We start from the raw sequence: 13,762 nt of genomic DNA on the forward strand, positions 1-13,762 counted from the left end.
AGCCATGATTCCTCTTGAAAGGGCGGTTGTGGCCCGTCTCGAGAGCCATGGAGAGCGTTTTGAAATTCTCGTGGATCCCGAACGGGCAGCACTGGTGCGGCAGGGCAGGGACGTGAACATCGAGGATGTGGTCGCAGCCCTCCACGTCTTCGAGCACGCCTCCCGCGGGACGAAGGCGTCGGAGGAGTCCCTGATGAAGGTATTCCACACGACCGATTTCGACACGGTTGCGCGGCGCATCCTTCAGAAGGGTGAGATTCACCTGACCGCGGAGCAGCGCCGCCAGATGATGGCTGCAAAGAAGCTACAGGTCGTCAACTTCATCGCACGCAACGCGGTGAACCCGCAGACCGGTCTGCCGCACCCGCCGCAGCGGATCGAGATGGCGATGGAGGAGGCGCGCGTCAACATCGATCCCTTCAGGCACCTGGACGAACTCGTAAAGGAGACCGTGAAAGCGATCCGCCCCCTTCTGCCCATCCGCTTCGAGGAGATGCGGATTGCGGTCAGGGTGCCGGCGGAGTACGCAGCGAAGGGGTATGGCGAACTGCAGTCCGCAGCCACCATCGAACGGGATGAGTGGCAGAAGGACGGTTCATGGATCGCGATCGTACGCATCCCGGGCGGCATCCAGAGGGATTTCTACGATCTGGTCAACCGCATCACCCGGGGCGAAGGCGAGGTCAAAATTCTCGAGCACACCACCTGAACAACTATATTAAGAGAAAGAGCCAATATATCAGGACAGAAGGAGTCACAGGAACATGGCCAAAAAGGCGCAGAAAGCCAAAGGCAGAATATCGGGAAGTGCAGGCCGATTCGGGCCAAGATATGGCAGATTTATACGAAAGAGGGTTGCAGAGGTCGAGAGTGTGCAGAAAGCGGTCCATCGCTGCCCCAACTGCGATCAGACGGCCGTGCGCCGTGCGGGGACCGGCATCTGGCTTTGCAGGAAATGCGGATACAAATTTGCCGGTGGCGCCTATGTGCCCCAGACGCCGACACTGCGTATCGCCCTCCGCACGATAGAGAGATCGATGTCCAGAGAGGAGTAGACCGTGGCAGGAGCCTACAAGTGCGCGCGGTGTAAGTACAAGGTGGAGATCGACATCAACGTGCGGTGCCCTTACTGTGGTCACCGCATTCTCTACAAGGAGAGGGGAGCCGGTATCAAGGCCATCAAGGCCCGATGACCCTTGTAACCAGCTCCCGGAAGCCGGTTCCGGAAGTGCGTGCCCTCTGCCGGGACATCGCGTTCGCCCTCGAGGGGCAGTGTCTCACCCGCGGAAAGCGGGATCTCGACGGATTAAAAGCGACGGATCCCACCATCGTGATCGTCTGCAGGCAGCCGAAGGGATACCGCCTCCAGGTGATTCACGGCGGGGAAGTGGTTGCCGATTACCCCATCCCATCCTTCTCTGTCCGACCCCGTTCCTCGCGGAGGGCCCGAAGGGGCCTCTCGGTCTCCAACCGATCCGTTTTCGAGGAGCTCTCGCCGTATCTCAGCGTGGAGTATACGGGCGCGGAGACCTGCACCCTGGAGTTTGACGGCACGCAGGCGCGGCACTACGTTCTGGAGGTGCTGGGATGAAGCGGCATACGGCCTGTTTCCGATTCGAAACCCCCCATGCCGGGAGGCTGTATCGCGTAGTTCTCCCGGAGTCTGGGGGCGGTGAGGGGAGCGGCCGCTCCTCGGCGGCGGTCGCGCTCGAAGGCGGCGCTCTCGTGCTCCGTGTTGAGGCTTCGGACATCTCTGCCCTGCGGGCAGCACTGAACATGTGGCTCCGCCTGATCAGCGTCGCCGAAGAGATGCAGGAGGCGGCGAGGGAGTGCCTCCCTCCGGGGTGAGCACCAGAATGACCATGCGTCACTTTTCACGTACCTGCTCTCGGTTCCCGACAGGAATGCGATTGTAGAACTGCATTGGTGCGGATCTGAAACTATCCGGGAACCTCTCATCGAGGGATCCCATTTCGGGAGCAACGCTTTCCGGCGCAGTCTGCACCTGTCCCGCGGATCGTCCCCCGGGGTCAGGAGCCGCATGGCAGATTCCTCCCGTGCAAGTAGCCTTTCACCGGGATCGTTCGCGGAGGTGGGAGTTCGCCCCGCCTGCGGATATGTTCGCCGTCCCGGCAGGGTCCCGCCTCCGATGCGAATCTCGACAGAGCCATTCTTGCCATTGTATTTTCGCGCCGATTCCGACGCAATCGTTCGTCCATGGAGAAGCCCCTCTTCGCTGGGAATGCTGCTCACTCCGTCGGGCGGAACGTGCGATACATTCAAATACTCAAACTATTCCTTATGGTGTGGTGATCGAATGGACAAATTCGAGCAGATCCTGCTGTCGATGAAGGAGATGTCTCCTGAAGACCTGAAGAAGACGCTGGAAGACCGGAGGAACATGTGCCTCTGCCCGGGATGCCCCACGTATACGCGGTGTGCGAAGGAGGCGGACGAGAAATTCTTCTGCAATACGGGGAAGAGTTTCATGTGCATCGATACGGAAGTAGCCTGTCTCTGCCCGACCTGTCCGGTGTGGACCGATATGGGGCTCAAGTACAAATTCTTCTGCACGAGGAGTTCGGAGAAGGCGCAGAGGTACGAGAACACCATCTGGGGAACGCGGTATTGATCGCACCTCCCTCCTCCTTTCTCGTAGATCCGGGCAAAACGCCCCGTTAGTCCGGTTTGCATCCCGCTGCATTCCGAGAAAAAATCTCGTTCGCGCCGATAACCGCAATGCCATGCACAGGACTTTGCGATGGATCAGCAATACGGGGCCGCCTTTCGTTGCTGGCGGAATCCGGCCCTGCGGGGGTGGCGACCGCAAAGGGATAAAGGTGAAAAGGTTGTAATAGTACTACATCGAGTTCAAGAGGAGGTTTTTTGCGATGCAACAGATACCCCCCAAAGTGCAGAACCAGATCGCCATGCTTCAACAGTTGCAGCAGCAGCTGCAGACGGTCGTCGGGCAGAAGACGCAGTATGAGATAGCGCTCCGCGAGGCGAAGCGTGCCGGCGAGGAGCTGAAAGAGGTCCCGGAGGATGCAGAGATCTTCACCAATATCGGCACCGTGATGATCCAGCAGAAGAAGTCGAAGGTCGAGGCGTCCCTGAACGAACGGATCGAGACGCTGGAGCTCCGCATCAAGTCTCTCGAAAAACAGGAGAAGGCACTCCAGACGCGATTCGAGCAGGTGAGCGCGCAGGTCCGCGGGGCACTGGGCGGAGGCGAGGCCCCTCCCAGCCCGGCCGCCGAATAAATCATTTTTCAGATTCGGTGCCGGTTCGTCTGCCTTGCTGGCAACGCGAACCGGCATTCCCCTCGATCGGTCCCGTGGTTGGGACAGGACGGAATGCCATTTGATGGGGATGCACAGAGTCCCTTCTCCTTCGGGGCTCTCGTCTTGGGGGTGTCAGGACACACAGCAGGGACTCGGGGCAGGGGTGCATGGCGGCCGCATCCGGACTTGCCGCTGTTCAAAATCGCGAGATGTTTTATTCATTTTGCAGAGTGGTATCAACAGGCTGTCAGGATCCGCCATCCGATTGTCGTCCGCGGGAGCCGCAGGCAGGCTAGAGCCGAACAGTCCGTTGGGGCCATCGGAACTGGCGGGGGTGAACCCCTCGGGTGCATTGGGCCCGGGTTGAGGGAGCCAGCGGGATCGCACCGAAGCGCAGCGGTGTGTGGATGGAGGAACCCTCCCGCGGACCCTTCAGCCCAGACCGATAATCCTGTTCTCCACCGGGCACGCCTCCCCGTGCAGGACGATTCGTCCTGCTGCAACCGCGACCGGTGAATGGGGTCGGACGAATAATAAAGGAGGGTTCTGTTCAGGTGCGGTGCAGGAGGTTGATCGCGTTGACCATCGCCTCCACCGAGGCGAGGATGATGTCGTCGCTGGACGCGCTTGCACTGATGATCCGCCCCCCCTCGTCCTCCACGGCGATGGTGACATGCCCGATGGCATCCGTCCCGCCGGAGATCGCCTCGATGTTGAACTCCTTCAGCTGGACGTGGGTCGGCAGGATCCCAAGGACCGCCTTCATGGCCGCATCCACGGGACCGTTCCCGACGCTGCTGAAGACATGGTCGCTGCCGTTCACTTTGGCCTTGATCGTGGCGGTCGGGATCACGTGGTTTCCCGTCATGACCGCGATCCCCTCCAGTTCGAGGATCTTCCGCCCATTGGTCGTCCCCATGACGCTGTCGGCGATCTCGTAGAGGTCGGCATCGGTCACGCGCTTGCCCTTGCCCGCGATGGCCTTGATGCGGAGGACGATCTCATCGAGCTCCGCCTCGGAAGGCGAGATATGGGCATCTTCGAGCATCTGCCGCACCGCATGCCGCCCGACGTGCTTGCCGAGTTTCAGCCTGCGGCGGTGCCCCACCATCTCGGGAGTGAGGATGCCGGGCTCGAAGGTCTCGGAGCAGGCGATGACACCGTGCGAGTGGATCCCGCTCTCGTGCGAGAATGCGTTGTCCCCCACGATCGGCTGGGTGGGCACGAGGCTGATCCCCGAGTATCGGGAGACCAGGCGCGAGGTCTCCACGATCTTCCGGGTCCTGATGCCTGTTGAGATGCCGTAGATGGACTCCAGCGCCATCACGGTCTCGGCGAGATCGGCGTTCCCCGCCCGCTCCCCGAGGCCGTTCACCGTGACCTGCACCTGCGAAGCCCCGCCTTCCACGGCGGCGAGGGTGTTGGCCACGGCGAGGCCGAAGTCGTTGTGGCAGTGCACGTCGATGGGTGCATCCACCTCGCCAGCGATGCGGGTGATCAGCTCCCGCATGGCACCGGGTGTGATCACGCCCACGGTATCGGGGACGTTGACGATCGTCGCCCCGCTCTCGACTGCCGCCTTCAGGACCCGGATCAAGTAGTCCCATTCCGTGCGGGTGGCATCCATCGCCGAGAACATCACCATGCCAAAGTGATCGCGGGCGTACGCAACCGTGCTCCGCGTGATCTCCAGCACCTCTTCGGCGCTCTTCTTGATGGTGTGCTCCCGCTGGACCCGCGAGGTGGGAATGAAGACGTGCACCATATCCACGTCGCAGTCCAGGCAGGTGTCGATATCGGCCTTCAGCATGCGGGCGAGCCCGCAGATGTTCGACTCGAGATCGAGGGCGGCGATCGTCTTGACCGTCTCCCGTTCGCTCTCGGAAGAGGCCGGAAATCCCGCTTCGATCGTGTATACGCCGATATCCGAGAGCTGACGCGCGATATCGATCTTCTGCGAGAGCGTAAACGAGATTCCGGGCGTCTGTTCGCCATCCCGGAGGGTGGTGTCGAAAACAGTCACATTCTTGGGTGCTCGGTTAGGGACAAAGAAGGCAATTCCCCACGTCGGTTGTCCCCGCACTCTCTGCGTTGCGAGTCATACCTGTACTGTTGATCGCTCGCGTATTTAAAAGGAGCATATCGCGACGGGCCGGACAAACGATATGTTTAATATGGCACCTGACCAACGTAATAGAGCAATACCCGCCTTAACTCAGCCTGGTAGAGTGCGCGGCTGTAGTATGGTTTACCGACAACGGAGGTAACTGCGCAGCTACCGCGATGTCCCCGGTTCGAATCCGGGAGGCGGGATATCTGCCGTGCCCAGGTAGTGTAGCGGCCTATCATGTCGGCCTGTCACGCCGACGACTCGGATTCAAATTCCGACCTGGGCGTTCCGTTACACCGTTTTTTCAGATCGGTTCTGCCGGTCCGCGCATCTGTGCCGAGCGAGATCCGAAGGATCGATTCTGCCTGATCCCCGATGCCGTTATCCCCCGCGGAAAGGGCGGATTTTCGATGGGTGCCGATCAAATCCGCCCACAGAGGATCGGGGATCGAGCCTCTCTACGGCGATGGATGCGACCCAGTGTACGACCATAGTCAGAAGGATTCCCGGTGTTGTCTCACCGCTTCGCCGCCGTGAACGCGTCGTACATGCTGTAGAGCCAGATCAGCACGAAGAAGGGGATGCCGATGACGAAGGTCGAGAGCGCGCCGAACACGACCGCTGCAGCGAACAGGAGTGCCGCCTTCAGGAGCTGGCCGGTGTAGAACTGCCCCAGCCCCGGGATGAAGAATGACAGGGCCAGTGCAATGAATGGCGAGGCCATAACCAATAATTGGCTGCCTATTCGGATAAATCCTGTTCTGAGGCTCCGTGGGATAATCCATAAAAATATCCGGTTATGCCTGAAATACGGCCATTGAATGTATTCTGCTGCTCTATCACGCAGAATAAAAATGACGGCTTTCATATAGCCCGGCACAGATGGTACTGCATATGCCTCGGCTGCCTGCGATCCTGATCAGCCTCGGTATCCTCCTGTGCGTTCTCTCTGCGGGCTGCTCCACGGACCGGGGGATCCCGGCTCCGCACACCTCTGCGCCCACGCTGAATGGCGCGCCGCCTCAGGGAATCGCCCCCAAGGAGACGGTCATGGCCGAAGTGCTCGAGCTCAAACGGTTCTATACCCCCGGGGGCGGATGCTACTACGAATCGCGCGTTGAGGTGAGGAACACCGGTGAATCCACACAGCAGAGCCTCGTCCTGCGCCTGAATTTCGTGCATGCCCGCGATGGGAGCGTCATCGATACGCGGAACATCCCCGTAGGGCCCATGAAGGCGGGAGAGAGCAAGATCTTCGGTGAAAAAGAGAGATTCGCGGGTGATTGCAATATCGATTACAGTATCATTCCCTACGTGCTGTAGGGTGCATCCCCCCAAGATCCGGGCGGAGTTCGCCGGCAGGACGCTTTCCGTTTCTGCTGCTGATGAGCTGCCGATCTCCTCCGGAAAATCCGATCCCTGATTCACCCCGTGGGCGACCCCGGGGAGATGTCAGCCGCCCCACGAACCAGAAACGGGGGGGATTCGCGTGAAGATTTTTGCTGCAGCATCTGCGCAGCGGAAACGTCAGGTCTGGCTGCAATTCTTCGGATTTCCCGGACAAGCGAATCCAGCCCTGCCCGCCTCGCTTGAGAGCGGCGCACACGGGTTGAAGTTCAGACTGCCGTCATCGCTGCGGGTTCTCCCTCACCCGCGATCCTTACAGGGGGGCGAAGCGGCGAAACGCTCGGGAACAACCACCGCTCTCCAGCTATTCTCCTTCGCCGCACCCGGACAGATCAGTACCCGGTGGCGACCGTCTGCGCTCTGGCCGGGATCTTGCGGATCCCTGCGGTGGCTGGCACCGTCAGAGGAACTCGATGCTGGGCCCCCCGCTGCTCTCGTCTGCCGGAGGCGGTCGATATTCTGCGCTTTCCCGCACCGAACCGTCGGATGCCATGCAAGGCAGGCCGGAAGCGTACCCAACCGCTTCGTTGCGCTCCTCCCCGATCTGCTTCAGGGAGGTGTATATCCTCCCCCAGCGGATGAGGATGACGAGCGCCAGGATATCCGGTACCCCCAGATGGTGCGCCTGCGAGAGCTCCGAGATCTGTCTGAGGGTGATGCTCTCGGGATCCGGATACCTCCTCTCGATCTCGTTCAGCACCTGCGCAAGAGTGCGAAACTCGTCGATCTCCTTCCTCTCCATACCATCTCTACCGTATGTGCCTGGTCCCCTTCAACCCAGCGATCGGGATCCGGCCTCGCGAATTCCGATTCCGGGTTTCCCGGGCAGGTGCACAGGTTAATCGGCTCAGGAAAGGGATCGGGGGATCGGATGGCGGCGGCGATTCGGTACGTCGTCGGCATCGTCATCCAGCCCGGGCGGGCGCAACCTCGTCCGGAACATCCTCTACGATGGTCCGATCCTGGCAGGCTGGGCATATGCGGACTTCAAACCTCTCCAGCAGGTCCAGCTGGAGGCGGGCTCCGGTCTTCACCGCACGGCTGCCGTTCGCTGACGATCTGGCTGTCGAGAGCGCCGATCACACTGCCCTCGATCATCGTACCCTTCAGCGGCATCGCGAGCAGATCCCTCCGGGCGGTCCTGTGGGGGTTCCCGCGCTCTCCCGTCGAACCCGGGACATGCTGATCCTGCATTCGATCTCCCCGGATCGGGAGGGTCAGCCTACCTTATCGCAATGCCCGCGGCCTGCATCCCGGGGAGAAGCTTCCTCAGGCCCGTGACGGCCGGTGCACGGAACCGCAGGGGGAAACATCCGCGGAGCCCTCGCGGTCGCCGTGGCAGCCGTGGACGAGGCGATGGAGGTCATCCCCCTCGTCCCGGGAACGGTCTGGGGTGCTCGCGGCCGATCTCTCCCTCTGCTCGAACATTGCGGGAGCGGGGATTCATGTCTGCCGTATCCTCGGCCTGCATCGCACCAGCATGCGTCCTCGAGCGGTGAATCGATCCATGATCCGGCATCATCGCGATGGTGCACGTGTGCAGGACTTTTTATCCGCGGGCGCCCCACCAGATGTGGGAGATCCTAATGAACCGCGACACCGAAGCGGACGAAGATCCGCAGACCGGAGAGCGGGATCGCCATGTTGCCGCACTGCTGCAGTCCGCCGACCCTGCCGACAGGATCGCTGCCGCCCGCGTTCTGGGTGCGAGCGGGGATACGGAGGCGATCCCCCACCTCCTGGCCGCGTTTTACGACCCCGTAAAAGAGGTCAGAGCGCATGCATCCGCGGCGGTTGCTATGCTGGGCGCGGCGGCCGTGGGCCCTCTGATCGGCATGCTGCAGGAGCCGAACTGGATGGCGCGCTACCGGGCCGCCGAAGCCCTCTCGCGGATCGGGGACATCTCCGCAGTAGAGCCGCTGCTTCGTGCGCTCGACGATCCCATCGATCACGTGCGGTACATGTCGGCGAAGGCGCTCGGGATCATCGGAGATGCCCGTGCCTTCGAACCGCTCCAGAGAGTTCTCCGGGACGAGAATGAGTTCGTCCGCCGTAGCGCTGCTATCGCCCTCTGGGCGATCGGGGGCGGGAAGGCCCGTCCGGCACTCGCGGAAGCGCTCCGTTGCGAGGAGTGTGAGGAAGTGCGGCAGACGCTTGCAGAAATCCTTGACGTTCGAGGATCGGGGAGATAGCGCTCTCTTTTTGCCCATCCGCCAGTCCGTCCCGTTGCGCTGCACGGCATCCCCCTCCCGGCCGGTCTGCCGCCCCTCTCCTGCAGTCCTCCGTTCGAATCGGCATCCGGACGGTGGGCGTGGGCGGCTGCCTGTTGCGAGACGCGCATCGCACCTCGGTGGATCGTGACACATCAATGACCCCCGCCAGCGGATGGCAGGGTATGTGCTTTGGCAGACGGTGATCGGGGGCATCTACTTTATATTCATCGCATCGATGAATCTGCATGGTCGGAATGAATATCTACGGCAGCGATGAAAATTTCTCTATACGATAATCGAGAGTTCCGGTGCTCCCCCGTGTCCTGTTCGAGAGATCGCACGATGGCAATTCCGCAACCGCATCACCATGGGTCCAGCACACGGATCGGAAGGGTTCCATGGACTCGACGGTAAGCCTGGTTGTGACACTGTCTTTCGTATACGGCTGTACGAGTGGCGGTATCACGGCGATGCTGAACGATATTCGCTGGAAAGCCGCTGATATCCTCTGCCTCGCTGCATTTCTGGTCCTGCTGGACATCCATAACCCCTTCGCGGAGGGTGGCGTGATTCTTCCTCTGTTCGATACCCTCGCCCTGTATCTCTCCAACAGCATCCTGCCGTACCTCCTGGGAGACGCCCTCGTAACTCTTGCGCTCGTGCTTCCCCGGAAGGATGGACGTCCCGGATGAGAGCAGACCCGATCGGCGGGACGACTCCTAGCGGATCGGGGGAGCGGTGTTTTCAGTCAGCAAAACGGTGCAGCCCGTAGCGTCTCGCGCAGTCCATGGCGTACAGGTACTCTGCTGCCGTGATGGGCCGCTGGATCTGCGCCAGGTAGGGATTGCGCCGCAGCTCCTCTTCGGATACCGGGCGGACGACGCGATACTGGGCCATGACGTTCACGTAGGAGTCCCTCGATATCTCCTCGGCGATGAACCGCATCACGAGTTCGCTCCCGGCCAGATTGGCCGGGAGCACCAGGTGGCGGATGATGAGGCCCCGCACTGCCAGTCCGCTCTTGATAACGAGATCCCCCACCTGGCGGTGCATCTCTTTCAGGGCTGACTGCATCCGTTCCGTATAGTCCCGCGCCCGTGAGAGTGCCCATGCCACATCGTCACGACCGTATTTCGCATCCGGCATGTAGATGTCGAAAACACCATCCAGGAGCTTCAGGGTTTCCACGGAATCGTATCCCCCGCTGTTGTAGACCAGGGGCACGGACAGCCCCCTGGATGCGGCGATGTCGATCGCCCGCAGGATCTGTGGCACGTAGTGTGTGGGGGAGACGAAGTTGATGTTGTGGCAGCCCCGGTTCTGGAGATGGAGCATGATATCGGCGAGTTCTTCGCAGGATATCTCGAAACCCCCGCCGCACTGGCTGATCTCGTAGTTCTGGCAGAAAATGCATCGCATGTTGCAGTTCGTCAAAAAGATCGTGCCGGACCCGAATCTTCCCACGAGGGGAGGCTCCTCCCCGAAGTGAGGGCCGTAACTCGAGACCGTGGGACGGGCCCCGCTGCGGCAGAACCCGAGCTGGCCCTCCCTGCGGTTCACGTGGCAGAGCTGAGGGCAGACGGTGCAGTCCCGCAGCATCTCCCAGGCAGCATCGGCACGCTCCTTCAGTTCTCCGCCGGCATGCAGGTCGGCATACCCGGGCATCGTCTCCTCCGGCATCGGCAGACACCTCGTCCCGAAACGGAAATATACTTTCTCATTTCTGGAATAGAAGAGAGCAAACCCCCGCGCAGGATCCGCGAGGGTTCTCCCCGAATGCGGGACCGCCCGCTCCTCACTTTTTACGGCACACAATATCCAGGATTCCACGATGGATATTGTACATGCTCCGGTCAGGATCGATCTCGCAGTCGATATCGATGATCGTCTCTCCGTCCTTCTCCCGAATCGTGATCGACCTCGGTCCTATCTCCACGCAGGCATCTCCGTCGTCGGGATCGATCTCCGTAGTGATGTAGATGCACTCGTCGGTCTCAATCGTCTCGTAGGGAACCTCGCTGTCCTCCCCTTCCTGCGGTGGCTGGAACACACGCGGTGCTTCTCCCGGCCTGGCGATGATCGTATAGTGAACCACGTGGGACGATGCCTGGGCAGGGATGTTTTTGAGGATATCCTCCATCATCCTGGTCAGGTTCCTGAATATCTCGTCGTAAGGATTATCTGGCATGGATACCACGTACGCGATAGTGTGTGCCTCTTCTCTCCACTATGCCCCGGTGGATGAGTCTCTCCAGCGCTTCCTGCAGTTCCGGCGGCGATATTCCGGTGCATGCCAGAAGTTCGTCCTCGGTGAGATCGTACTGGGCAAGGGCGAATATCAGGTCGAGCTCTCTCTCATTCACCAGTACATCGTTACTTGACCTGATGATATCATTAATTTTCAGTTCGATCTCCCGCTCCAGCCTGTCCAGCATGGAGATCATCTCCTCCCGTGCGGCAGACATCCTGCGGAGCGTGGCCAGAGAGCGCATGAATTCGAGTTCCAGCGCCGTCTCCTCCGGCTGCGCTCCCCCATCGCTGCGGCTCTGGAGATTGACCACCACCTCGATATCGGTGAGCAAGTAGTAATACTTCCTCCTTCTGGCATCGGATCGGCAGGAGATGATCCTCTCCTGTTCCATCAGGTGCAGGTGCTCGATGACCGCCTTTGGGCTGAGCGTGAGCTGCTCGCAGATCTCGGTGACAAAACAGGGTTTCTGCCTCAGCAGCTCCAGGATCCGCCGCCTGTTGCGATTCCCCAGGATATCCAGCAGGCGGGACTTTTCCACCCCGTTTAACATCTTTACCTAATGTTAGTGTTTTGTATATAATAGTATTATCCTGATGGGTTCTGGTGCGTCCTAGTGACTTTTGATAGACGCACCGGCGTTAATGCGTGGCGAGACTAAAAAAAATCGGACACAGATTGAGGGAGTTCGGGAAGAGGGGGAATAGGTATCAATCGCCCGTCTCGGCTCAAGCACTTTTTTTTGGGAGGCATTACAGGATAGAATATCGCTCCCCTTGTGCTCACGGAATGTCCCATGCCGTGTTCTTCCCCTTCACCTCTATCAGGATTGGAGAATTGCTACCAGACGATCTTTTCCGCCTTCAATATAGGCCGACACAAGATTATAGCTCTTTTTACAAGGAGAAAAATAGTCTGAAACCCCGATTATGGTGTCTGTGAAGGTAATTCCACTAGATGGTATCAAGGGTCATATGGTCAATGCGTCTGAAGAACGGCTCCGGATAGCGCATTCCCCTCGTAAATACACCCCTTATGGGAATAAAAATTGCGTAGGAACGGCTCTGTCGAACTTCTCAACAGGAGGAGCCTGTGTACGGCTCTCGGGTGTTCTCCGGGGAAGGGCCTCTCTCCTACTGCCCCATCGCGCGACAGAGAGCATCCTGCCCGGTATTCCCCGTCCGATACAGGCCTATCGCACGAGTCCCCCCCCTCGCCGAGGGGAGAGGTGAATGCGGATCATCCATGGGTTATCCGCGGGATGGGTGGAAATTACGCCGGGGAGCGTCTCTCCAGAGCCTCAGGAACTATCATCACATCCCCAGATGTCAGGGATTATGAAAGGAGAAGAGGCCGTTATTTACGTGCTGCCAGTTCAATCATCGTCATCCAGCGGTTCCCCGGGAGGTCAATCGGGATCTGCGCCACCCGTGCCGGTGTCAGACCCCGATCCGCTGATGGGGGCGGATGCAGTTGTAGTAGATCCGCATCCCGGCAGCGAACTCCTGCGCCCTACAGGGTGAATCTAAGCCCCGCACCACATTCGTCCGCTCTTGGAACGTCCCGTTCAGCCGCTCAAGGACATTGTTGTTCGGCTTCGCCTCGAAACCCTTCAGCCGGACGTGCGGGTCCTGGACGAAGGCGGTGTGGTCGCAGAACTCCTGATGGCATCCTTGTTGGCCTGCAGACCATCGGTAACAATCAGATCCAGGCGCTGGTTCGCTGTTGCCTTTGCCTGACGGAGTGCCTTCTTCGCATCCTTCACGAACGCTCTTCGTTACGGGCCAGGCGATGGGGGGATATCGGGTCTTCTCATCCATGACGGTGCGGATCCACGGTCGTACCGCTTCTCCCCCGCCCTCTCGATGAAATGCGGCAGCCCGTCGGGGAATCAGGGGTTCGGGACGGTCCTCGTCTCCTTCTTCGACCACTTTTCCGGAAGGCACGGGATCCTTCGTGATCTGACGGGATCCCTCCGGCACCGGTGCAGGGGTGAGAATCCGCGGGATCGGTCAGGAAATTAATCCGCGACCTGTTATCGATGATGGTTCCATCGAACCTCATCCGCCTTCGGATCTACCCCGAATCCAGCCGTCCAGCGCCTCTCTCCCCCGCCCCATCGGAAGGCTCCCGGGGTGTTCCGCGGTTATCCAGACACGGAAGGGAGCCCCTTTGACCCCAAATTATATATATGCCGCCGGTTCAAATCCCCTCCGATAAATAGGAGATGCATCGGATGGCATTACGGGAAGAGGTCATTGAAAAGATGTCTGCACTCATCACCGCAGCCTTCGGACTGGTGGCGGCTCTCGCCTGGAACGAGGCGATACAGGCGATCTTCACCGAGGTCTTCGGGGAGGCGGGGAACATTCCCGCCCAGCTGGGGTACGCGATTCTCGTCACCATCATCGCAGTCATCGCGACGATCTGGATCGGGAGAGCTGCTGCCAGAGCAAAGGGATGATACGGGAGCGGTTGCCTCAGGGCCGACTGCATCGAA

The 13,762-nt window shown here is 60.1% G+C and carries 19 protein-coding genes and 2 tRNA genes; 13 read left to right on the forward strand and 8 right to left on the reverse strand.

Features of this window, described 5'->3' with window-relative positions:
- Positions 1-4 precede the first annotated feature (4 nt).
- From QMC96_09845 to QMC96_09875, 7 genes are all read left to right on the forward strand, one after another.
- Entirely contained in the window at positions 5-709 is a 705-nt protein-coding gene (locus tag QMC96_09845) for a ribosome assembly factor SBDS (protein ID MDI6877059.1), read from the forward strand.
- Between the two features lie 55 nt (positions 710-764).
- The gene (locus tag QMC96_09850) at positions 765-1,055 is read left to right on the forward strand and encodes a 50S ribosomal protein L37ae (protein ID MDI6877060.1); all 291 of its coding nucleotides are present in this window, start codon (positions 765-767) and stop codon (positions 1,053-1,055) included.
- 3 nt (positions 1,056-1,058) lie between these two features.
- On the forward strand, positions 1,059-1,193 hold the full coding sequence (locus QMC96_09855) for a DNA-directed RNA polymerase subunit P (GenBank protein ID MDI6877061.1): 135 nt from the start codon (positions 1,059-1,061) through the stop codon (positions 1,191-1,193).
- A gap of 35 nt (positions 1,194-1,228) precedes the next feature.
- The gene (locus QMC96_09860; GenBank protein ID MDI6877062.1) at positions 1,229-1,591 is read left to right on the forward strand and encodes a hypothetical protein; all 363 of its coding nucleotides are present in this window, start codon (positions 1,229-1,231) and stop codon (positions 1,589-1,591) included.
- Positions 1,588-1,848 carry a KEOPS complex subunit Pcc1 gene (locus QMC96_09865; GenBank protein MDI6877063.1) on the forward strand — a complete coding sequence of 87 codons (261 nt, stop codon included), beginning with the start codon at positions 1,588-1,590 and terminating at the stop codon, positions 1,846-1,848. The genes QMC96_09860 and QMC96_09865 overlap by 4 nt, the downstream gene beginning before the upstream one ends.
- 469 nt (positions 1,849-2,317) lie before the next feature.
- Entirely contained in the window at positions 2,318-2,632 is a 315-nt protein-coding gene (locus QMC96_09870) for a DUF2769 domain-containing protein (protein MDI6877064.1), read from the forward strand.
- Between the two features lie 259 nt (positions 2,633-2,891).
- Positions 2,892-3,263, forward strand: a complete 372-nt coding sequence (locus QMC96_09875; protein MDI6877065.1) for a prefoldin subunit beta — start codon at positions 2,892-2,894, stop codon at positions 3,261-3,263.
- A gap of 571 nt (positions 3,264-3,834) precedes the next feature.
- Here QMC96_09875 and QMC96_09880 read toward each other — a convergent pair.
- Positions 3,835-5,307 (reverse strand): 2-isopropylmalate synthase, encoded by a 1,473-nt coding sequence (locus QMC96_09880; GenBank protein ID MDI6877066.1) that lies wholly within the window; start codon positions 5,305-5,307, stop codon positions 3,835-3,837.
- A gap of 181 nt (positions 5,308-5,488) precedes the next feature.
- Between QMC96_09880 and QMC96_09885 the strand changes: the two genes are divergently transcribed.
- Together QMC96_09885 and QMC96_09890 are read left to right on the forward strand one after the other, a co-directional pair.
- Positions 5,489-5,597, forward strand: a tRNA-Tyr gene (locus QMC96_09885).
- Positions 5,598-5,607: 10 nt separating this feature from the next.
- Positions 5,608-5,680 (forward strand) — tRNA-Asp (locus QMC96_09890).
- A 231-nt stretch (positions 5,681-5,911) separates the two neighbouring features.
- On the opposite strand, the gene QMC96_09895 is transcribed toward QMC96_09890, so the two are convergent.
- Complete coding sequence (locus QMC96_09895) at positions 5,912-6,118, reverse strand: hypothetical protein (GenBank protein ID MDI6877067.1); 207 nt, start codon at positions 6,116-6,118, stop codon at positions 5,912-5,914.
- Positions 6,119-6,288: 170 nt separating this feature from the next.
- Between QMC96_09895 and QMC96_09900 the strand changes: the two genes are divergently transcribed.
- Positions 6,289-6,717, forward strand: coding sequence for a hypothetical protein (locus tag QMC96_09900; protein ID MDI6877068.1), 429 nt, complete (start codon positions 6,289-6,291; stop codon positions 6,715-6,717).
- A gap of 484 nt (positions 6,718-7,201) precedes the next feature.
- Here the strand turns inward: QMC96_09900 and QMC96_09905 are convergent, their stop codons facing one another.
- Together QMC96_09905 and QMC96_09910 are read right to left on the reverse strand one after the other, a co-directional pair.
- Positions 7,202-7,543, reverse strand: a complete 342-nt coding sequence (locus tag QMC96_09905) for a hypothetical protein (GenBank protein MDI6877069.1) — start codon at positions 7,541-7,543, stop codon at positions 7,202-7,204.
- A 245-nt stretch (positions 7,544-7,788) separates the two neighbouring features.
- Positions 7,789-7,995, reverse strand: a complete 207-nt coding sequence (locus QMC96_09910) for a hypothetical protein (protein ID MDI6877070.1) — start codon at positions 7,993-7,995, stop codon at positions 7,789-7,791.
- Between the two features lie 377 nt (positions 7,996-8,372).
- Between QMC96_09910 and QMC96_09915 the strand changes: the two genes are divergently transcribed.
- Together QMC96_09915 and QMC96_09920 are read left to right on the forward strand one after the other, a co-directional pair.
- Entirely contained in the window at positions 8,373-8,993 is a 621-nt protein-coding gene (locus QMC96_09915; GenBank protein MDI6877071.1) for a HEAT repeat domain-containing protein, read from the forward strand.
- Positions 8,994-9,412: 419 nt separating this feature from the next.
- Positions 9,413-9,706, forward strand: coding sequence for a hypothetical protein (locus tag QMC96_09920; protein MDI6877072.1), 294 nt, complete (start codon positions 9,413-9,415; stop codon positions 9,704-9,706).
- A 52-nt stretch (positions 9,707-9,758) separates the two neighbouring features.
- Here the strand turns inward: QMC96_09920 and QMC96_09925 are convergent, their stop codons facing one another.
- The 4 genes from QMC96_09925 to QMC96_09940 form a co-directional block, all read right to left on the reverse strand.
- Positions 9,759-10,694: a radical SAM protein gene (locus QMC96_09925; protein ID MDI6877073.1), complete on the reverse strand. Its 936-nt coding sequence runs from the start codon at positions 10,692-10,694 to the stop codon at positions 9,759-9,761.
- A 115-nt stretch (positions 10,695-10,809) separates the two neighbouring features.
- On the reverse strand, positions 10,810-11,202 hold the full coding sequence (locus QMC96_09930; GenBank protein MDI6877074.1) for a CS domain-containing protein: 393 nt from the start codon (positions 11,200-11,202) through the stop codon (positions 10,810-10,812).
- Positions 11,192-11,815, reverse strand: a complete 624-nt coding sequence (locus QMC96_09935) for an ArsR family transcriptional regulator (GenBank protein ID MDI6877075.1) — start codon at positions 11,813-11,815, stop codon at positions 11,192-11,194. The genes QMC96_09930 and QMC96_09935 overlap by 11 nt, the downstream gene beginning before the upstream one ends.
- A gap of 886 nt (positions 11,816-12,701) precedes the next feature.
- Positions 12,702-13,082 carry a hypothetical protein gene (locus tag QMC96_09940; protein ID MDI6877076.1) on the reverse strand — a complete coding sequence of 127 codons (381 nt, stop codon included), beginning with the start codon at positions 13,080-13,082 and terminating at the stop codon, positions 12,702-12,704.
- A gap of 416 nt (positions 13,083-13,498) precedes the next feature.
- Between QMC96_09940 and QMC96_09945 the strand changes: the two genes are divergently transcribed.
- Positions 13,499-13,726 carry a DUF5654 family protein gene (locus QMC96_09945; GenBank protein ID MDI6877077.1) on the forward strand — a complete coding sequence of 76 codons (228 nt, stop codon included), beginning with the start codon at positions 13,499-13,501 and terminating at the stop codon, positions 13,724-13,726.
- Positions 13,727-13,762: the final 36 nt, after the last annotated feature.

The organism is Methanomicrobiales archaeon (genome assembly GCA_030019205.1).
Classification (GTDB): Archaea; Halobacteriota; Methanomicrobia; order Methanomicrobiales; family JACTUA01; genus JASEFH01.